Raw genomic sequence first — 19438 nt, 5'->3', positions numbered from 1 at the left:
GGGCGACGAGACTCCTATGGACAAACTGATCATTACCGGCGGCGCTCGCCTCGATGGCGAAATCCGCATTTCCGGGGCGAAGAACTCCGCCCTGCCGATTCTCGCGGCGACCCTGCTGGGCGACGCCCCGGTGACCATCTGCAACCTGCCGCACCTGCACGACATCACCACCATGATCGAGCTGTTCGGGCGCATGGGCGTCGAGCCGGTGATCGACGAGAAGCTGTCGGTGGAAGTCGACGCGCGTTCGATCAAGACCCTGGTCGCGCCCTACGAGCTGGTCAAGACCATGCGTGCCTCGATCCTGGTGCTCGGGCCCATGGTCGCCCGCTTCGGCGAGGCCGAGGTGGCCCTGCCCGGCGGCTGCGCCATCGGTTCGCGCCCGGTCGACCTGCACATCCGCGGCCTCGAGGCCATGGGCGCGCAGATCGACGTGGAGGGCGGCTACATCAAGGCCAAGGCGCCGCAAGGCGGCCTGCGCGGCGCGCACTTCTTCTTCGACGTGGTCAGCGTGACCGGCACCGAGAACATCATGATGGCCGCGACCCTGGCCAAGGGTCGCAGCGTGCTGGAAAACGCCGCGCGCGAGCCGGAAGTGGTCGACCTGGCCAACTGCCTGAACGCCATGGGCGCGAAGATCCAGGGCGCCGGCACCGACACCATCGTCATCGACGGCGTCGAGCGCCTGCACGGCGCGCGCTTCAGCGTGATGCCCGACCGCATCGAGACCGGTACCTACCTGGTGGCCGCGGCCATCACCGGCGGCCGGGTCAAGGTCAAGGACGCCGATCCCTCGACCCTGGAGGCCGTGCTGGCCAAGCTGCAGGAAGCCGGCGCCGAGATCAGCACCGGTCCGGACTGGATCGAGCTGGACATGAAGGGCAAGCGACCCAAGGCGGTCAACCTGCGCACCGCGCCCTATCCAGCCTTCCCCACCGACATGCAGGCGCAGTTCATCGCCCTCAACGCGGTGGCCGAGGGGACCGGCACGGTGATCGAAACGGTGTTCGAGAACCGTTTCATGCACGTCTACGAGATGCTGCGCATGGGCGCCAATATCCTGGTCGAAGGCAACACCGCCATCGTCACCGGGGTGGAGCAGCTCAAGGGCGCGCCGGTCATGGCCACCGACCTGCGCGCCTCGGCCAGCCTGGTGCTGGCGGCGCTGATGGCCGAGGGCGACACCCTGATCGACCGCATCTACCACATCGACCGTGGCTACGAGTGCATCGAAGAGAAGCTGCAACTGCTCGGCGCCAAGATTCGCCGCGTACCGGGCTAAGTTCTCGCGTCCACTGCCGTATGGCCGCTCCTTGTCGGAGTGGCCGTTGCCGTTCAAGGAAACCGCTCCATGCTGACCATCGCCCTGTCCAAAGGCCGCATCCTCGACGACACCCTGCCGCTGCTGGCGGCGGCTGGCATCGAGCCGACCGAGAACCCGGACAAGAGCCGCAAGCTGATCATCCCCACCACCCAGGATGACGTGCGCCTGCTGATCGTGCGCGCCACCGACGTGCCGACCTATGTCGAGCACGGCGCCGCGGATCTCGGCGTGGCCGGCAAGGACGTGCTGATGGAGTACGGCGGCCAGGGCCTTTACGAGCCGCTGGACCTGCAGATCGCCCAGTGCAAGCTGATGACCGCGGGCAAGGTCGGCGCGCCGGAGCCGAAAGGGCGCCTGCGCGTGGCCACCAAGTTCGTCAACGTCGCCAAGCGCTACTACGCCGAGCAGGGCCGTCAGGTCGACATCATCAAGCTGTACGGTTCGATGGAACTGGCGCCGCTGGTGGGCCTGGCCGACAAGATTATCGACGTGGTCGACACCGGCAACACCCTGCGCGCCAACGGCCTGGAGCCGCAGGAGCTGATCGCCACCATCAGCTCGCGACTGATCGTTAACAAGGCCTCGATGAAGATGCAGCACGCCCGTATCCAGGCGCTGATCGAGACCCTGCGCGGCGCCGTCGAGGCGCGACATACCAGCTGACATCCCTCAGCCTATCCGTGTCATAGCCAAATTCTCAGGTGCCCGCACGGTGGGCTTGCTACTCTAGCGGCGCCTGAGATTTGCCATTACACGAGGCTTTGCCATGACCGCTCCCATTGCTGTTCGCCGACTCAACGCCGCTGACCAGGACTTCGCCCGACACCTGGATCATCTGCTGAGCTGGGAGAGTGTGTCCGACGATGGCGTCAACCAGCGCGTGCTGGAGATCATCCAGGCCGTGCGCGAGCGCGGCGATGCCGCGCTGGTCGAGTACACCCAGCGTTTCGATGGCTTGGAGGTCGCCAGCATGGCCGACCTGATCCTGCCGCGCGAGCGCCTGGAACTGGCCCTCGAACGTATTTCCCCCGCGCAGCGCCAGGCGCTGGAAGTCGCGGCCGAGCGCGTGCGCAGCTACCACGAGCGGCAGAAACAGGATTCCTGGCGCTACAGCGAGGCCGACGGCAGCGTGCTGGGGCAGAAGGTCACCCCGCTGGATCGCGCCGGTCTGTACGTGCCGGGTGGCAAGGCCTCCTATCCGTCCTCGGTGCTGATGAATGCGATTCCGGCCAAGGTCGCCGGCGTGCCCGAGGTGGTGATGGTGGTGCCGACCCCGCGCGGCGAGATCAACGAGATCGTCCTGGCCGCCGCCGCCATCGCCGGCGTCGACCGCGTGTTCACCATCGGCGGCGCCCAGGCCGTGGCCGCGCTGGCCTATGGCACCGAGAGCGTGCCGCCGGTGGACAAGATAGTCGGGCCGGGCAACATCTACGTGGCCACCGCCAAGCGTCATGTGTTCGGCAAGGTCGGTATCGATATGATCGCCGGGCCTTCCGAGATTCTGGTGGTGTGCGACGGCCAGACCGATCCAGACTGGATCGCCATGGACCTGTTCTCCCAGGCCGAGCACGACGAGGACGCCCAGTCGATCCTGGTCAGCCCGGACGCCGCCTTCCTCGACCGCGTCGCCGAGAGCATCGAGAGGCTCTTGCCGAGCATGGAGCGCGCCGAGATCATCCGCACCTCGCTGCAGGAGCGTGGCGCGCTGATCCAGGTGGCCGACATGGCCCAGGCCATCGAGGTGGCCAACCGCATCGCCCCCGAGCACCTGGAGTTGTCGGTGGCCGACCCGGAGGCCTGGTTGCCGCAGATCCGTCATGCCGGCGCGATCTTTATGGGCCGCTACACCGCCGAGGCGCTGGGCGATTACGTCGCCGGCCCGAACCACGTGCTGCCCACCTCCGGCACCGCGCGCTTCTCCTCGCCGCTGGGGGTGTACGACTTCCAGAAGCGCTCGTCGATCATCTTCTGTTCGCCGGACGGCGCCTCGGAGCTGGGCAAGAGCGCCTCGGTGCTGGCCCGCGGCGAGTCGCTGACCGCCCATGCGCGCAGCGCCGAGTACCGCATCAAGTGACGTAGGGTGCGCCATGCGCACCTTTGATTATTCGCGGTGCGCACAGAGCACCGCACGCATTTCGAGGAGAGAAGGGCAGATGAGCAAATTCTGGAGCCCCTTCGTCAAGGACCTGGTGCCCTACGTACCGGGCGAGCAGCCCAAGCTGAGCAAGCTGGTCAAGCTCAACACCAACGAGAACCCCTACGGGCCGTCGCCCAAGGCCGTCGCGGCGATGCAGGCCGAGCTGAACGACGACCTGCGCCTGTACCCGGACCCCAACGGCGAGCGCCTCAAGCAGGCGGTCGCCGACTACTACGGCGTGAGCACCGCCCAGGTGTTCGTCGGCAACGGCTCCGACGAGGTGCTGGCGCACGCCTTCCACGGCCTGTTCCAGCACGGCAAGCCGCTGCTGTTCCCCGACGTCACCTACAGCTTCTACCCGGTCTACTGTGGCCTGTACGGCATCGAGTTCGAGGCGCTGCCGCTCGACGACGCCTTCCAGATCCGCATCGAGGATTACGCCCGGCCCAACGCCGGCATCATCTTCCCCAACCCCAACGCGCCGACCGGCTGCCTGCTGGCGCTCGACGCCATCGAGCGCCTGCTGCAGGCCAATCCGGATTCGGTGGTGCTGGTGGACGAGGCCTATATCGACTTCGGCGGCCAGACGGCCATCGCTCTGGTCGACCGCTACCCGAACCTGCTGGTGACCCAGACCCTGTCCAAGTCGCGCTCGCTGGCCGGGCTGCGCGTCGGTATCGCGGTCGGCCACCCGGAGCTGATCGAAGCGCTGGAGCGGATCAAGAACAGCTTCAACTCCTACCCGCTCGATCGCCTGGCCATCGCCGGCGCCGCCGCGGCGTTCGAGGATCGCGCCTACTTCGAGCAGACCTGCCGGCAGGTGATCGCCAGCCGCGAGGCGCTGGTCGCCGGGCTGCAGGGCCTGGGTTTCGAGGTGCTGCCGTCGGCCGCTAACTTCGTCTTCGCCCGCCATCCGCACAAGGACGCCGCCACCCTGGCCGCCGGCCTGCGCGAGCAGGGCGTGATAGTGCGTCACTTCAAGCAGCAGCGCATCGCCCAGTTCCTGCGCATCAGCATCGGCGCGCCGGAGCAGAACCAGGCACTGCTCGACGCCCTGCAGGGGCTGTAAGCCTAGCCGGGGGCAATCCGGCAACGCCGCTCGCGGCCCCGGATTGCATCCTGGCGACCTTGCTTCGTTTAGCCGATCACCCCATAGCCCCGCGCCAGCAGCGCCGCCAGCAGCGGCAGCAGCAACAGCAGCAACAACTCCAGGCGAATGCACCAGGTCACCAGGACGATCTGCCGGGCGCTGGGCTCGGGCACCTGGCCGGCCTTGAGCGCCGGGCGCCAGTTGAGGAAGACCACGGTGGGCAGGATCGACAGCAGGCCGACCAGAATGAACAGCCCCACCTTGGCGTGGAACAGGCTGTTGTGCAGGTAGTAGGCCCAGCCCTTGCCGTACCACAACACCCGCGCCAGGCCGGTGAGCAGCACCAGGCCGGCGCAGATGCCGTAGGCCAGGTCGGCGAGCATCAGGCTGCGCGCACGGCGCAGATCCAGCGGCGCCTTGAACAGCACGTGCTCGACGCTGAGCAGGGCGAACAGGGCGAAGATCGCCAGAAAATGCAGATAGGCGACGAGTGCGGCGGCCATCGGGTGCTCCTTGCGGGTTATGGATCGGTTGCGGCGAGTTCGCAGCGATTGCGGCCGCCGCGCTTGGCCCGGTACAGCGCCTGGTCGGCCCGCTGCAGGGCGTCGGCGCTGGGCTTAGTTGTGTGGCAGCTCAGCGCTGAGCAGGGGCGGTCTCTTCTGCTGGCGGTGGGGCGAACCACTGGTCGCGACGACTCAGGTGCCAAGCATAGCCAGCCAGCACCAGGCTGCGCAGCCCCATGAAGGCGAGAAAGGCCAGCCACAGGCCGTGGTTGCCCAGCGCCTGCAGCGCCCAGCCCAGTGGCAGGGTCAGCGCCAGGGCGATCAGCATGGCGTCGCGCATCTCCCGCGCCCGGGTGGCGCCGATAAACAGGCCGTCGAGCAGGTAGCTCCACACCGCCAGCAGCGGTAGCAGCGCCAGGTAGGGCAGGTACTGCAGCGCGGTGTCGCGCACCGCGGCGATATCGGTCTGCAGGCCGATGAACCAGTGCCCGCCGAGCCCGAAGAACAGGGCGAAGCCGATGCTGGCCAGTAGCGACCAGGCGCCGGCCACCAGCAGCGAGCGGCGCAGCGCGGCGCGGTCGCGGGCGCCGAGGGCATGGCCGCACAGCGCCTCCACCGCATGGGCCAGGCCGTCGAGGGCGTGGGCGGTGAGCAGCAGGCCGTTGAGCAGCAGGGCGTTGGCCGCCACCGTGGCGTCGCCCAGGCGGGTGCCCTGCACCGTGATCAGGAAGAACACCAGCTGCAGCGCCAGGGTGCGGATGAAGATGTCGCGGTTGACCGCCAGCAGCGGTCGCCAGCTACTCCAGCGCTGCAGCGCCGCTCGTTCCAGCCGGCCGGGGTAGCGCCTCAGGGCGCGGCGCGCCAGCCACAGGCCGAGCAGGGCGGCGCTCCATTCGGCGATCACCGAGGCCCAGGCCGCGCCGGCCACGCCCCACTGCAGGCCGAGGACGAACCACAGGTCCAGGGCCACGTTGAGCAGGTTGGCGGTGAGCAGGATCGCCAGCGGCCCGCGCGCGTTCTGCGTGCCCAGCAGCCAGCCGACCAGGGCGTAGGTGGCCAGGGCCGCGGGCAGGCCGAACAGGCGGATCTGGAAATACTCGCGGGCCAGTGCGTCGAGTGCCGCCGACGGCCGCATCAGGCCCAGCGCGGCGCCGCTGAAGGGGATCGCCAGCACGGCCAGCAACAGCGCCAGCAGCACGCCGAGCAGCAGGCCCTGCAGCAGCACCTGGCGCAGCGCGCCGCCGTCGCCGCGGCCGGCGGCCTGGGCGGCGAAGCCGGTGCTGCCCATGCGCAGAAAGCCCATGGCCCAGGTCAGCAGGGTGTAGAGGCTGCCGCCCACCGCCACCGCCGCCAGCTGATGGGCGTGCGGCAGGTGGCCGACCACGGCGCTGTCGACCAGCGCCACCAGCGGCACCGACAGGTTGGAGAGAATCATCGGCGCGGCCAGGGCCCAGACCCGGTGCTGGGTCGGGGCGTGGCGCCAGGCGTCGAGCAGGGCGGACATGGGCGGCTCCGGCAAAACGGCGATTATAGGCGGCGTTAGCACCTTTGCTGCTATGACTGCCAGCCCATAGCAGTAACCGCACCTTCGCCCGCCTGCTGGCCTGGCTAGACTTTTTCCAGGGCCAGTCAACCAAGCGTCGCCGCGGCGACCGAGGAGGTGGATCATGCGTATGGCCGAAACCCTGGAGCGCCATCTGCAACGGGCGCATTGCGATTACAAACTGGTCGAGCACGAACCCTCGGCCACCAGCCTGGAGGCGGCGCGCAAGGCGCACATTCCCGCCGCGCGCATGGCCAAGTCGGTGATCCTCGACGACCGCCGCGGCCACTACCTGATGGCCGTGCTGCCGGCCAACCGCAAGCTGGATTTGGACAAGGTGCGCAAGGGCAGCCAGCGCTGGCAACTGAGCGGCGAGCAGAACCTGGTCGGCCTGTTCAAGGACTGCCAGCGCGGCGCGGTGCCGGCGCTCGGCGCGCTGTACGGCCTGGACATGCTGATCGACCCGCAACTGGCGCGGCTGGCGGACGTCTACCTGGAGGCCGGCGACCACGAGAACCTGGTGCATATGTCGATGGACGACTTCTTCAACCTGGCGCCCAATGCCGAGGTCTGCGAGCTGTGCCATTGAACCAGGGCTGAAATCCTCGCCGTGCCCGGGCGATGAGCGCGGCGAGGGGTTGTGCGCGGCTTGGCGCTTTCGCCGCCGCGCCTCCTCCCGGGGTAGGCGCTCGGCTATAGTTGGGGTTCTCTGCGCCCCCCTATACCGGAGCCCGCAATGCCGAACAAAGGACTGCTTCTGGCCCTCGCCCTGAGCCTGCTCAGCGCCTGCGATTCATCCCAGGACCCCGTCACCGTCACCAGCACCGCGCCCGCGGCCGAGCAGCAGCGCCCGCCGCAGCCGGCGGTGGATCGCGCCGCGCTGGCCGAACGGCATGCCGGCCGCGAACTGCAGGTGGTGGACGTCTCCGAGGTGCAACTGGACGGCGCCAGCGCGCTGTCGGTGACCTTCTCCGTGCCGCTCGATCCCGACCAGCCGTTCGCCGAGCGCCTGCACCTGGTCGACAGCAAGGACGGCAAGGTCGACGGCGCCTGGGAACTCTCCGACAACCTGAGCGAACTGCGCCTGCGTCATCTCGAACCCAAGCGCAAGCTGGTGCTGACCATCGACGCCGGGCTGCGCGCCATCAACGGCGCCAAGCTCGCCGCCGAGCACGTCAGCCGCCTGGAGACCCGCGACCTGCAGGCCAGCGTCGGTTTCGCCAGCCGCGGCTCGCTGCTGCCCACTCGCCTGGCCGAGGGCCTGCCGGTGATCGCGCTGAACGTCGACAAGGTCAACGTCGAGTTCTTCCGCATCAAGCCCGAGGCGCTGCCGCAGTTCCTCGCCCGCTGGGGGCGCAGCAGCAACCTCGACACCTGGGAGGCGCGCGAGCTGCTGCCGCTGGCCGAGCTGGTCTACGGCGGGCGCTTCGACCTCAACCCGGCGCGCAACACGCGCGAGACCCTGCTGCTGCCGATCGCCGGCCTGGAGCCGTTCAAGCAGCCCGGGGTGTACCTGGCGGTGATGCGCGAGGCCGGCAGCTACGGCTATTCGCAGCCGGCGACGCTGTTTTCCCTGAGCGACATCGGCCTGTCCGCGCACCGCTACCGCGACCGTCTCGACGTCTTCACCCAGGCGCTGGAAGGCGGCAAGGCGCAGGCCGGGGTGCAGCTGGAACTGCTCGATGGCGACGGCGCGCTGCTCGCCGAGGGCCAGACCGACGCCGCCGGCCACGCCCAGTTGCCGCTGCCGGCCAAGGCCCAGTTGCTGCTGGCCAAGCAGGGCGAGCAGACCAGCCTGCTGCGCCTCAACGCGCCGGCGCTGGACCTGGCCGAATTCGATATCGCCGGGCCCAAGGCGCATCCGCTGCAGCTGTTCGTGTTCGGCCCGCGCGACCTCTATCGCCCCGGCGAGACGGTGCTGATCAATGCCCTGCTGCGCGACGCCGACGGCAAGCCGGTCAAGGCCCAGCCGGTGAGCGTCGAGGTGCGCCGGCCGGACGAGCAGGTCAGCCGCAAGTTCGTCTGGACGGCGGACGAGGGCGGCCTCTACCAGTACCGGCTGCAGCTGGCCGAGGAGGCGCCCACCGGGCGCTGGCAGCTGCTGCTCGACCTCGGCGACGGCAGCCCGCAGCTGTACGAGTTTCTCGTCGAGGACTTCCTCCCCGAACGCCTGGCCCTGGAACTCAAGGGCCGCGAGCAGCCCTATGCGCCGGGTGACAATCCCGAGTTCGCCGTGACCGGCCGCTACCTCTATGGCGCGCCGGCCGCCGGCAACCGCCTGACTGGCCAGCTCTACGTGCGGCCGCTGCGCGAGGCGGTGGCGAGCCTGCCGGGCTATCAGTTCGGCGACGTCACCGAGGCCGATCTGACTCAGGATCAGGAGCTCGACGAGATCAGTCTCGACGATCAGGGCCGCGCCGTGCTGCGCCCGGAAAACCGCTGGGGCGAGGCCAAGTCGCCGCTGCGCCTGATTCTCCAGGCCAGCCTGCAGGAATCCGGCGGCCGGCCGATCACCCGGCGCATCGTCCAGCCGGTGTGGCCGGCCGAACGTCTGCCGGGGCTGCGCGGGCTGTTCGACGGCGAGGAGGTGGATGCCGACAGCCTGGCCGAGTTCGAGCTGCTGGTGGCCGATGCCGCCGGCAACAAGCTGGCCGCCGACGACCTGACCGTGCGCCTGGTGCGCGAGCGCCGCGACTACTTCTGGAGCTTCTCCGACGGTGAGGGCTGGCGGCACAACTTCAACGAGAAGTTCCTCACCCTGAGCGAGGAGCCGCTGCGCATCGAGGCCGGCGGCACCGCCAAGGTCAGCTTCCCGGTGGAGTGGGGCCCCTACCGGGTCGAGCTGCTGGACAACCGCACCGGCCTGCTCAGCAGCCTGCGCTTCTGGGCCGGCTACCGCTGGCAGGACAACGCCGAGGGCGGCGCGGTGCGTCCCGACCAGGTCAAACTGGCGCTGGATCAGCCGGCCTATGCCGCGGGCGATGTGGCCAAGATCAGCGTCACCCCGCCGGCCGCCGGCAGCGGCTACCTGCTGCTGGAATCCAGCGACGGGCCGCTGTGGTGGCAGGAAATCAGCGTGCCGGCGGCAGGCAAGACCTTCGAACTGCCCATAGACCCGGCCTGGGCGCGCCACGACCTGTATCTCAGCGCCCAGGTGGTGCGCCCCGGCGAGCGCAAGGCGCGGGTCACGCCCAAGCGCGCCGTCGGCCTGCTGCACCTGCCGCTGCAGCGCGCGCCGCGCCAGCTGGCGCTGAGCCTGGAAGCGCCTGAGCAGATGCGGCCCAAGCAGCCGCTGAAGGTCAAGGTCAGCGCACGCAACGCCGACGGCAGCATCCCCGAGAAAGTGCGGGTGCTGGTCGCCGCGGTGGACGTGGGCATACTCAATATCACCGACTACGCCACCCCCGATCCCTTCGCCAGTTTCTTCGGGCGCAAGGCCTACGGCGCCGATCAGCTGGACGTCTACGGCCAACTGATCGAGGGCCAGGGTCGCCTGGCCAGCCTGGCCTTCGGCGGCGACGCCGGCCTGGCCGCCGGCGGCAAGCGCCCGGACACCAGCGTGCTGATCGTTGCCCTGCAGAGCGAGGCGCTGCAGCTGAACGAGCAGGGCGAGGGCGAAGTCAGCCTGGATATCCCCGACTTCAACGGCGAGCTGCGCCTGATGGCGCAGGCCTGGAGCGACGAGCGCTTCGGCATGGCCGAGGCTAAGACGGTGGTGGCGGCACCGCTGATCGCCGAACTGTCGATGCCGCGCTTTCTCGCTGGCGGCGACGAAACCAGCCTGGCGCTGGATTTGACCAACCTCTCCGGCGCCGAGCAGCAGCTCGACGTGCGGGTGGACGTGGAGGGCCAACTGCGCCTGCTGCAGCAAGGCGAGGCGCCGATCCAGCTGGCCGACGGCCAGCGCATGACCCTGCGCATCCCGGTGCGTGCCGCGGGCGGCCTCGGCCAGGGGCGCATCCATGTCGAGGTGCAGGGCCTGGCGCTGCCGGGTGAGGAACTCGGCGACTTCAGCAGCGAATGGACCCTGGGCATCCGCCCGGCCTATCCGGCGCAGCTGCGGCATTTCCGTGCGGTACTAGGCGAGGGCGAGCCCTGGAGCCTGCCGGCCGGCAGCCTGGCGGCGTTCGAGCCGGCCGGCCTGGAGGCCGTGCTGGCGCTGTCGAGCCGGCCGCCGCTGAACCTCGGCGAGCAGATCCGCGCACTCAAGGCCTATCCCTATGGTTGCCTGGAGCAGACTACCAGCGGCCTGTACCCCTCGCTCTATGCCGATGCCGCCAGCCTCGCGCGCCTCGGCCTGGAGGGCGAGCCGGACGAGCAGCGGCGCAGGAGCATCGAGCTGGGCATCGAGCGTCTGCTCGGCATGCAGCGCCACAGCGGCGGCTTCGGCCTGTGGAGCGCCGAGAGCGAGGAGGAATACTGGCTCACCGCCTATGTCACCGATTTCCTCCTGCGCGCCCGCGAGCAGGGCTTCGGCGTGCCGCCCGAGGCGCTGAAGAAGGCCAGCGACCGTCTGCTGCGTTACCTGCAGCAGAGCAGCCTGATCGAGGCCAGCTACAGCGAGGACTTCGCCCACACCCGCTTCGCCGTGCAGGCCTACGCCGGCTACGTCTTGGCGCGCAGCCAGCAGGCGCCGCTGGGCGCGCTGCGCAGCCTGTTCGAGCGGCGCAGCGAGGCGCGTTCCGGCCTGCCGCTGGTGCAGCTGGCCGCCGCGCTCAAGCTGATGGGCGATGCGCCGCGCGCCGAGCAGGCGCTGGCCCAGGGCCTGATCCAGCCGCGCGACGGCGAGCGCTGGATGGCCGACTACGGCAGCGCACTGCGCGACCAGGCGCTGATCCTCGCCGTGCTGGAGGAACACGACCTGGCTGCCGGCCAGCGCGAGCAGCGCCTGTTCGACCTGGCCGACGAGCTGGCCGGCCAGCGCTGGCTGTCGACCCAGGAGCGCAACGCGCTGTTCCTCGCCGGTCGCGGCATTCTCGGCCAGCCGGAACAACCCTGGCGCGCTGCGCTTGCCAGCGGCGCCTTCCAGTTCGAGCTGAGCGAGCGGCAACCGGGCATCAAGCTGGAACGCGGTGAGCTGGCCGAGCCGCTGAGCGTCAGCAATGCCGGCAGTGCCAAGCTGTACCAGCAGCTGACCCTGTCCGGCTATCCGGCGCAGCCGCCCGCGGCCGGCGGCGACAACCTCGGCATCGAGCGCGAGTACCTCGGCATGGACGGCCGCCCGCTCGACCTACAGCAGCTGACGAGCGGCGAGCTGGTGCTGGTGCACCTGGCGGTGCGCGCCAAGCAGCGAGTGCCGGATGCCCTGGTGGTGGACCTGCTGCCCGCCGGCCTGGAACTGGAAAACCAGAACCTGGCGCAGAGCGCGGCGAGCCTGGATGAGGCCGGCAGCCAGGTCAAGGAATGGCGCCAGGCGATGCAGAACGCGCGGATCAAGCACCAGGAGTACCGCGGCGACCGCTACGTGGCGGCGCTGGACGTGGACGGCTACGGCACCACCCATTTGCTCTACCTGGCTCGCGCGGTGACCCCGGGCAGCTACCGCGTGCCGCCGCCGCAGGTGGAGTCGATGTACCGGCCGAGCTGGCAGGCGCTGGGCAGTGCGCCGGCGTCGCTGGTGGTGAGGGAGCGGTAAAAAGCCAGCCCTCTCCCCAGCCCTCTCCCATAAATGGGAGAGGGGGCCGATCGTGAACAGCTTCAGTCGCGCGTCGAACTTCTTCTCTTTCCCGCCCGCGGGAGAGGGGGCGGAGGAGAGGGCAAAGGGTTCAAGGAGGAACCATGACGCTACTCGACAACGCCAAACGCCTGCGTCGCGAGATGACAGACGCCGAGCAACGACTCTGGTATCACCTGCGTGCTCACCGTTTTCTTGGCCTGAAGTTCAAGCGGCAGAAACCCATTGGCCCCTATATCGTCGATTTCGTCTGCACCGAATGCTGGCTGGTCGTCGAACTGGATGGTGGTCAGCATCAGCAGCGGACGGAATACGATCAGCAACGTGAGCGTTATCTGGAAAGTCGAGGCTATCGTGTGCTGCGTTTCTGGAATCATCAGATGCTGGCGGAAGCGGAGGCTGTGCTTGAACAGATTCGCCTTGAGATTGGCAAGCAACAAGGTTTGTGAGCGTTGCCGCAAGAGTGGGCGAAATGCAGATCGGCTCCCCTCTCCCATTTATGGGAGAGGGGTTGGGGGAGAGGGCCTTGCATGTCCAGCCTAATTCGCCCCTGGCTCCTCGCCCCCCTGGCGCTGCTAGCCCTGCTCTGGCTCGCCGACCGCCTGTTCCCGCTGCCGCTGCCCGAGGACGACCTGGCCCGCGTGGTGCTGGCCGAGGATGGCACGCCGCTGTGGCGCTTCGCCGACCGCGACGGCGTATGGCGCTACCCGGTGACCCCGGAACAGGTCTCGCCCTATTACCTCGACGCGCTGCTGACCTACGAGGATCGTTGGTTTCGCCTGCACCCCGGGGTCAACCCGCTGGCCCTGGCCCGCGCCGCCTGGCAGAACCTTTCCGGCGGGCGTGTGGTGTCCGGCGGCAGCACGCTGTCGATGCAGGTGGCGCGTCTGCTCGATCCACACGCACGGAGCCTGCCCGGCAAGCTCAAGCAGCTGTGGCGCACCGCGCAGCTGGAGTGGCACCTGTCCAAGGACCAGATCCTCGCCCTGTACCTCAATCGCGCGCCCTTCGGCGGCACCCTGCAGGGCGTGGCGGCGGCCAGCTGGAGCTACCTGGGCAAACCGCCGAGTCAGCTCACTCGCGCCGAGGCGGCGCTGCTCGCGGTGCTGCCGCAGGCGCCCAGCCGGCTGCGCCCGGATCGTCACCCCGCGCGCGCCCAGGCCGCGCGCGATAAGGTGCTGCGGCGCCTGGCCGAGTTCCGCGTATGGCCTACCGAACAGGTCGACGAGGCGCTGGAGGAGCCGGTATTCCTCGCCCCGCGCCGCGAACCGAGCCTGGCGCCGCTGCTGGCGCGGCGGCTGAACCGCGCCGGCAGCCCGCCGCTGATCCGCACCACCCTCGACGCCGGCCTGCAGTTGCGCCTGGAAGACCTGCTGCTGGGCTGGCGCGCGCGCCTGCCCGAGCGCACTTCGGCGGCGATCCTGGTGGTGGAGCACCAGAGCATGGCGGTGCGCGCCTACCTCGGCTCGGTGGATATCGCCGACGCCGCACGCTTCGGTCATGTCGACATGGTGCGCGCGCTGCGCTCGCCCGGCTCGACGCTCAAGCCCTTCCTCTACGGCATGGCCCTGGACGCCGGGCTGATCCATTCCGAATCCTTGCTGCAGGACGTGCCGCGGCATTACGGCGACTACCGTCCGGGCAACTTCGCCGCCGGCTTCAGCGGCCCGGTGTCGGCCAGCGAGGCGTTGGCCACCTCGCTCAACCTGCCGGCGGTGCAGCTGCTGGAAGCCTACGGGCCGAAGCGCTTCGCCGGCGAGCTGCGCGGCGCCGGCGTGCCGATTCGCCTGCCGGCGCTGGCCGAACCCAACCTGGCGCTGATCCTCGGCGGTGGCGGCGCGCGCCTGGAATCGCTGGTCACCGGCTACGGCGCCTTCGCCCGCGGCGGCCTGGCGGCGCGGCCGCGTCTGCAGCCAGACGAGCAATTGCGCGAGCGGCGCCTGCTGTCGCCCGGCGCGGCCTGGATCGTCCGCCGCATCCTCAGCGGCCAGGCACGCCCGGACCGCGACCCGCGCGCGCAGCTGGTGCAACGGCCGAGCCTGGCCTGGAAGACCGGCACCAGCTACGGCTTTCGCGATGCCTGGGCCATAGGCATAGGCCCGCGCCACCTGATCGGCATCTGGATCGGTCGCCCGGACGGCACCCCGGTGCCCGGCCAGTTCGGCCTGGCCTCGGCGGCGCCGCTGCTGCTGCAGGTGCACGATCTGCTGGTCAACCGCGACAGCCAGCGCGGCATCGCCGCGCCGGCCGAGCCGCAGCCGGCCGAGGTCGGCGTCGCCGCCATCTGCTGGCCGCTGGGTCAGCCCATGCACAGGGACGATCCCAACTGCCGGCGCCTGCGCTTCGCCTGGACCCTGCAGGGCACCACGCCGCCGACCCTGCTTGGCGCCGATCAGCCGCTGGGCAGCGGCTTGCGCGAGCCGTTGTGGGTCAATCCCCGCGGCCGTCGCGTCGCCCCGGGCTGCGCTCAGGCCGAGCGCCGCGAGCTGGTGCTGTGGCCGGCGCCGCTGGAACCCTGGTTGCCGCGCCGCGAGCGGCGCGGCGCGCGCCTGCCGGCGGCCGACCGTGCCTGTCCGCCACCGACGCCGGCCCAGGTGGCGCCGCTGGCCATAGTCGGCGTGCGCGAGGGCGATCGCCTGCGCCGACCGCAGGGCGACGCCGAACCGCTGCGCCTGAGCCTGTCGACCCTCGGCGGCAGCGGCCGCCGCTGGTGGTTCGTCGACGGCCGGCCGTTGGGCGACAGCGCCGCCGGGGCGCCCTTCGCCCATGCCTTCGCGGTCGGCCGGCACCAGCTCAGCGTGCTCGACGAGGGCGGCCAGACCGCCCGCCTGGAGTTCAGCGTCGAGCCTTAGGGACGTTCTGAAATAGCCATTTAGCGTCACTCCCGCGAAGGCGGGAGCCCAGGGACTGCTCAGGTTCTGGATTATTTCCCTGCGGGCCAGCGCAAGCGCTGTTCAGCGATAACGCTGCTGTCCCGCTTGCACCCGGCTATTTCAGCGTTTCCTTAGAGCCTGGCGCCGGCGCGCGACCTGTTTTCGCCAGCGCCCGCTCAGGACTCGGCCAGCGCCTCGAGAAAGCTCTCCAGCACCAGGTGTGCGCGGCGGCCCTTGCGCGTCACCGCCGCCAGGCTGATGTCGTAGAAGCGGCTGACGGCCTTGAGCGCGCGCAGGCGGCCCTGCTGCACCCAGGCCTGGGCGTAGTGGTCGGGCAGGTAGCCGATATAGCGCCCGGTGAGGATCAGGAAGGCCATGCCCTCGCGGTCCGAGGCGCTGGCCGTGCAGTTCAGCGCCTGGTAGTGGTTCTGCACCTCCGGCGGCAGGCGGAAGGTCGGCGCGATGGCCTCCTGGGCGTTGAGGCGCTCGTCCTCCAGCTGCTGGTCGTCGACATAGAACAGCGGATGGCCGACCGCGCAGTAGAGCAGCGAGCGCTCGTCGTACAGGGTCTGGTACTCCAGGCCGGACAGCGCGCCGACCTGCGGCACCACGCCGACGTGCAGACGACCGTCGAGCACGCCCTGTTCCACCTCCGACGGCGGCGTCATGCGGATATGGATGCGCACGTCCGGGCCCTGCGCCTTGAGCCGCGCCAGGGCGTTGGTGATGCGCATGTGCGGGATGGTCACCAGGTTGTCGGTCAGGCCGATGTTCAGCTCGCCGCGCAGGTGGCGGTGCAGGCCGTTGACCTCGGTGCGAAAGCTCTCCAGCGCCGTCAGCAGCTGCAGGGTGCTCTGGTACACCTCGCGGCCTTCCTCGGTCAGGGCGAAGCCGGCACGGCCGCGCTGGCACAGGCGCAGGCCGAGGCGCTGCTCCAGGTCGCTCATCTGCTGGCTGATGGCCGAACGGCCGATGCCCAGCGCACTTTCCGCGGCGGAGAAACCGCCGCATTCCACCACGCTGCGAAACAGCTTGAGCAGGCGGATTTCAAAGTCGCTGACCTGGGCCAGCGGATCGGGGCGGCGGCTGCTCATTTGTTTAGTAAGCCTTTAACTGAAGATAAGAAGAGTGCTGTTTTACTGACTCTATGCCCGTGGCACTTTGTCTGGCAACTGATTCAACTCCTGTGGGAGGGGCTTTAGCCGCGACTGTTTTCGATCTGCTGTTTGTCGCGGCTAAAGCCCCTCCCACGACACCTTCGAGTGCGAGGCTCCCGATGAACATGCCGCAGACCGCCACCCCCTCCCTGGCCAGCCAGCTCAAGCTGGACGCCCACTGGATGCCGTTTTCCGCCAACCGCCAGTTCCAGCGCGACCCGCGGATCATCGTCGGGGCCGAAGGCAGCTGGCTGTTCGACGATGCCGGCCGCAAGATCTACGACAGCCTGTCCGGCCTGTGGACCTGCGGCGCCGGCCACTCGCGCAAGGAAATCCAGGAGGCCGTGGCCAAGCAGCTCGGCACTCTCGACTATTCGCCGGGCTTCCAGTACGGCCACCCGCTGTCCTTCCAGCTGGCCGAGCAGATCGCCGACCTGATGCCGGGCGAGCTCAACCACGTGTTCTTCACCGGCTCCGGCTCCGAGTGCGCCGACACCGCGGTGAAGATGGCCAAGGCCTACTGGCGCCTGAAAGGCCAGCCGGCCAAGACCAAATTCATCGGCCGCGCCCGCGGCTACCACGGCGTCAATATCGCCGGTACGTCCCTGGGCGGCATCGGCGGCAACCGCAAGATGTACGGCCAGTTCATGGACGTCGACCACCTGCCGCACACCCTGCAGCCGCACCTGGCCTACACCGACGGCATGGCCGAGAGCGGCGGTGTCGAGCTGGCCAACGAGCTGCTCAAGCTGATCGAATTGCACGATGCCTCCAACATCGCCGCGGTGATCGTCGAGCCTATGTCCGGCTCGGCCGGCGTCATCGTGCCGCCCAAGGGTTACCTGCAGCGTCTGCGCGAGATCTGCACGCAGCACAATATCCTGCTGATCTTCGACGAGGTGATCACGGCATTTGGGCGGATGGGGAAATGGAGCGGCGCCGAGTACTTCGGCGTGACCCCGGACATCATCAACGCCGCCAAGCAGATCACCAACGGCGCCATCCCGCTCGGCGCGGTGATCGCCTCCAAGGAGATCTACGACACCTTCATGCAGCAGCCGTCGCCCGAGCATATGGTCGAGTTCACTCACGGCTACACCTACTCGGCCCACCCGGTGGCCTGCGCCGCCGGCCTGGCCTCGCTGGAGCTGCTCAAACGCGACAACCTGATCCAGCAGGCGGCCGAGCTGGCGCCGCAATTCGGCCGGGCGCTGCATGGCCTCAAGGGCAGCAAGCACGTGGTCGACATCCGCAACTGCGGCCTGGCCGGCGCCATCCAGATCGCCGCGCGCGACGGCGACCCGGTGATCCGTCCGTTCGAGGCCGGGCTGAAACTGTGGAAGGCCGGCTTCTACGTGCGCTTCGGTGGCGACACCCTGCAGTTCGGGCCGACCTTCAACGCCAAGATGGACGACCTCGACCGTGTTTTCAACGCCGTCGGCGACGTACTGAACAAACTCGACTGATTCCTGTGGGAGGGGCTTTAGCCGCGACGCTCATTCAGTCGCGGCTAAAGCCCCTCCCACCAAACCAGACTTTGGAGAACCTCATGAGCCATATCCCCCACCTGATCAACGGCGAGCGCGTCGCCGGCAACGAACGCAGCGCCCCGGTGTACAACCCCTCCACCGGCGATTCCACTGCTGCCGTCGGCCTGGCCGACCGCGCCACCATGCAACTGGCCATCGACGCCGCCAAGGCCGCCTTCCCCGCCTGGCGCAACACCCCGCCGGCCAAGCGCGCGCAGATCATGTTCCGCTTCAAGCAGCTGCTGGAGCAGAACGAGAACGAAATCGCCGCACTGATCAGCGCCGAGCATGGCAAGACCATCGAGGACGCCATCGGCGAGCTCAAGCGCGGCATCGAGAACGTCGAGTTCGCCTGCGCCGCCCCGGAAATCCTCAAGGGCGAATACAGCCGCAACGTCGGCCCGAATATCGACGCCTGGAGCGACCTGCAGCCTATTGGTGTCGTGGCAGGTATCACCCCGTTCAACTTCCCGGCCATGGTGCCGCTGTGGATGTACCCGCTGGCCATCGTCTGCGGCAACTGCTTTATCTTGAAGCCTTCGGAACGTGATCCGAGTTCCACCCTGTTTATCGCCGAATTGCTGAACCAGGCCGGCCTGCCCAAGGGCGTGCTGAATGTGGTCAACGGCGACAAGGACGCGGTCGACGCCCTGATCGAGGCGCCCGAGGTCAAGGCGCTGAGCTTCGTCGGCTCGACGCCGATCGCCGAGTACATCTACAGCGAAGGCACCAAGCGCGGCAAGCGCGTGCAGGCCCTCGGCGGGGCGAAGAACCACGCCGTGCTGATGCCCGACGCCGATCTGGACAACGCCGTCAGCGCGCTGATGGGCGCCGCCTACGGCTCCTGCGGCGAGCGCTGCATGGCCATCTCCGTGGCCGTGTGCGTGGGCGACCAGATCGCCGACGCGCTGGTCGAGAAGATCGTGCCGCAGATCAAAGGCCTGAAGATCGGCGCCGGCACCCAGTGCGGCCTGGACATGGGCCCGCTGGTCACCGCCGCGGCGCGCGACAAGGTCAAGGGTTATATCGATGCCGGCGTCGCCCAGGGCGCCAAGCTGGTGGTCGATGGCCGCGGTCTGGTGGTGCCGGGTAACGAGAACGGCTTCTTCGTCGGCGGCACCCTGTTCGACCGAGTAACCCCGGAGATGACCATCTACACCGACGAGATCTTCGGCCCGGTGCTGTGCATCGTCCGCGTCGGCAGCCTGGAACAAGCCATGCAGCTGATCAACGATCACGAGTACGGCAACGGCACCTGCATCTTCACCCGCGACGGTGAAGCGGCGCGGCTGTTCTGCGACGAGATCGAAGTGGGCATGGTCGGCGTCAACGTGCCGCTGCCGGTACCGGTGGCCTACCACAGCTTCGGCGGCTGGAAGCGCTCGCTGTTCGGCGACCTGCACGCCTACGGCCCGGACGGCGTGCGCTTCTACACCCGCAAGAAGGCCATCACCCAACGCTGGCCGGCGCGCAAGAGCCACGAAGCGGCGCAGTTCGCCTTCCCCAGCAATGGCTGAGGTGAGCTGAAGCGTTGCCGCAGAGGCCGGTCGCAAGACCGGCCTTTTTGCTATCGGCCCTATGCATATCTCCCATCGGCCGCCTCTGGTA

Annotated in this window: 13 protein-coding genes and 1 pseudogene; 10 read left to right on the top strand and 4 right to left on the bottom strand. The window is 68.9% G+C overall.

Going from position 1 to position 19438, the window contains the following annotated elements:
* Positions 1 to 16 precede the first annotated feature (16 nt).
* From murA to hisC, 4 genes are all read left to right on the top strand, one after another.
* Positions 17 to 1282 (top strand): UDP-N-acetylglucosamine 1-carboxyvinyltransferase, encoded by a 1266-nt coding sequence (gene murA / locus ACIGKL_RS09395; RefSeq protein WP_397486392.1) that lies wholly within the window; start codon positions 17 to 19, stop codon positions 1280 to 1282.
* A 69-nt stretch (positions 1283 to 1351) separates the two neighbouring features.
* Positions 1352 to 1987 carry an ATP phosphoribosyltransferase gene (gene hisG, locus ACIGKL_RS09390; protein ID WP_021445567.1) on the top strand — a complete coding sequence of 212 codons (636 nt, stop codon included), beginning with the start codon at positions 1352 to 1354 and terminating at the stop codon, positions 1985 to 1987.
* Between the two features lie 103 nt (positions 1988 to 2090).
* Entirely contained in the window at positions 2091 to 3398 is a 1308-nt protein-coding gene (gene hisD / locus ACIGKL_RS09385; RefSeq protein WP_397486391.1) for a histidinol dehydrogenase, read from the top strand.
* Between the two features lie 79 nt (positions 3399 to 3477).
* Positions 3478 to 4530 carry a histidinol-phosphate transaminase gene (hisC, locus tag ACIGKL_RS09380; protein WP_397486390.1) on the top strand — a complete coding sequence of 351 codons (1053 nt, stop codon included), beginning with the start codon at positions 3478 to 3480 and terminating at the stop codon, positions 4528 to 4530.
* A gap of 68 nt (positions 4531 to 4598) precedes the next feature.
* Here hisC and ACIGKL_RS09375 read toward each other — a convergent pair whose 3' ends face one another.
* The 3 genes and pseudogenes from ACIGKL_RS09375 to ACIGKL_RS09365 all read right to left on the bottom strand — a co-directional run bounded on the left by ACIGKL_RS09375 (position 4599) and on the right by ACIGKL_RS09365 (position 6558).
* The gene (locus tag ACIGKL_RS09375; protein ID WP_397486389.1) at positions 4599 to 5054 is read right to left on the bottom strand and encodes a DUF2214 family protein; all 456 of its coding nucleotides are present in this window, start codon (positions 5052 to 5054) and stop codon (positions 4599 to 4601) included.
* 17 nt (positions 5055 to 5071) lie between these two features.
* Positions 5072 to 5158 (bottom strand): annotated as a pseudogene (locus ACIGKL_RS09370) (hypothetical protein); the annotation flags it as partial.
* A gap of 26 nt (positions 5159 to 5184) precedes the next feature.
* The gene (locus ACIGKL_RS09365) at positions 5185 to 6558 is read right to left on the bottom strand and encodes an MATE family efflux transporter (protein ID WP_397486388.1); all 1374 of its coding nucleotides are present in this window, start codon (positions 6556 to 6558) and stop codon (positions 5185 to 5187) included.
* A gap of 163 nt (positions 6559 to 6721) precedes the next feature.
* Between ACIGKL_RS09365 and ACIGKL_RS09360 the strand changes: the two genes are divergently transcribed.
* The 4 genes from ACIGKL_RS09360 to pbpC all read left to right on the top strand — a co-directional run bounded on the left by ACIGKL_RS09360 (position 6722) and on the right by pbpC (position 15123).
* Positions 6722 to 7186, top strand: coding sequence for an aminoacyl-tRNA deacylase (locus ACIGKL_RS09360; RefSeq protein ID WP_397486387.1), 465 nt, complete (start codon positions 6722 to 6724; stop codon positions 7184 to 7186).
* A 147-nt stretch (positions 7187 to 7333) separates the two neighbouring features.
* Complete coding sequence (locus ACIGKL_RS09355) at positions 7334 to 12232, top strand: alpha-2-macroglobulin family protein (protein ID WP_397486386.1); 4899 nt, start codon at positions 7334 to 7336, stop codon at positions 12230 to 12232.
* 143 nt (positions 12233 to 12375) lie between these two features.
* Positions 12376 to 12720, top strand: a complete 345-nt coding sequence (locus ACIGKL_RS09350) for an endonuclease domain-containing protein (protein ID WP_397486385.1) — start codon at positions 12376 to 12378, stop codon at positions 12718 to 12720.
* Between the two features lie 81 nt (positions 12721 to 12801).
* On the top strand, positions 12802 to 15123 hold the full coding sequence (pbpC, locus tag ACIGKL_RS09345; RefSeq protein WP_397486384.1) for a peptidoglycan glycosyltransferase PbpC: 2322 nt from the start codon (positions 12802 to 12804) through the stop codon (positions 15121 to 15123).
* Between the two features lie 197 nt (positions 15124 to 15320).
* Here the strand turns inward: pbpC and ACIGKL_RS09340 are convergent, their stop codons facing one another.
* Complete coding sequence (locus ACIGKL_RS09340; protein WP_397486383.1) at positions 15321 to 16238, bottom strand: LysR family transcriptional regulator; 918 nt, start codon at positions 16236 to 16238, stop codon at positions 15321 to 15323.
* A 182-nt stretch (positions 16239 to 16420) separates the two neighbouring features.
* Here ACIGKL_RS09340 and ACIGKL_RS09335 point away from each other — a divergent pair, with 182 nt between their 5' ends.
* Positions 16421 to 17767 carry an aspartate aminotransferase family protein gene (locus ACIGKL_RS09335; RefSeq protein WP_397486382.1) on the top strand — a complete coding sequence of 449 codons (1347 nt, stop codon included), beginning with the start codon at positions 16421 to 16423 and terminating at the stop codon, positions 17765 to 17767.
* Between the two features lie 83 nt (positions 17768 to 17850).
* Positions 17851 to 19347 (top strand): CoA-acylating methylmalonate-semialdehyde dehydrogenase, encoded by a 1497-nt coding sequence (locus tag ACIGKL_RS09330; RefSeq protein WP_397486381.1) that lies wholly within the window; start codon positions 17851 to 17853, stop codon positions 19345 to 19347.
* Positions 19348 to 19438: the final 91 nt, after the last annotated feature.

The organism is Pseudomonas sp. NPDC077186 (genome assembly GCF_044543505.1).
GTDB lineage: Bacteria > Pseudomonadota > Gammaproteobacteria > Pseudomonadales > Pseudomonadaceae > Aquipseudomonas.
The sequence above is the reverse complement of the archived record's forward strand: the minus strand, read 5'-3'. Positions and strand labels throughout refer to the sequence as shown.

Excerpts from the sequence above, each read along its gene's own strand:
- hisD (WP_397486391.1), top strand. The coding sequence starts at position 2,091 with ATGACCGCTCCCATTGCTGTTCGCCGACTCAACGCCGCTGACCAGGAC.
- murA (WP_397486392.1), top strand. The coding sequence starts at position 17 with ATGGACAAACTGATCATTACCGGCGGCGCTCGCCTCGATGGCGAAATC.
- pbpC (WP_397486384.1), top strand. The coding sequence starts at position 12,802 with ATGTCCAGCCTAATTCGCCCCTGGCTCCTCGCCCCCCTGGCGCTGCTA.
- ACIGKL_RS09335 (WP_397486382.1), top strand. The coding sequence starts at position 16,421 with ATGAACATGCCGCAGACCGCCACCCCCTCCCTGGCCAGCCAGCTCAAG.
- ACIGKL_RS09365 (WP_397486388.1), bottom strand. The coding sequence starts at position 6,558 with ATGTCCGCCCTGCTCGACGCCTGGCGCCACGCCCCGACCCAGCACCGG.
- ACIGKL_RS09355 (WP_397486386.1), top strand. The coding sequence starts at position 7,334 with ATGCCGAACAAAGGACTGCTTCTGGCCCTCGCCCTGAGCCTGCTCAGC.
- ACIGKL_RS09350 (WP_397486385.1), top strand. The coding sequence starts at position 12,376 with ATGACGCTACTCGACAACGCCAAACGCCTGCGTCGCGAGATGACAGAC.
- ACIGKL_RS09360 (WP_397486387.1), top strand. The coding sequence starts at position 6,722 with ATGCGTATGGCCGAAACCCTGGAGCGCCATCTGCAACGGGCGCATTGC.
- hisG (WP_021445567.1), top strand. The coding sequence starts at position 1,352 with ATGCTGACCATCGCCCTGTCCAAAGGCCGCATCCTCGACGACACCCTG.
- ACIGKL_RS09330 (WP_397486381.1), top strand. The coding sequence starts at position 17,851 with ATGAGCCATATCCCCCACCTGATCAACGGCGAGCGCGTCGCCGGCAAC.
- ACIGKL_RS09340 (WP_397486383.1), bottom strand. The coding sequence starts at position 16,238 with ATGAGCAGCCGCCGCCCCGATCCGCTGGCCCAGGTCAGCGACTTTGAA.
- ACIGKL_RS09375 (WP_397486389.1), bottom strand. The coding sequence starts at position 5,054 with ATGGCCGCCGCACTCGTCGCCTATCTGCATTTTCTGGCGATCTTCGCC.
- hisC (WP_397486390.1), top strand. The coding sequence starts at position 3,478 with ATGAGCAAATTCTGGAGCCCCTTCGTCAAGGACCTGGTGCCCTACGTA.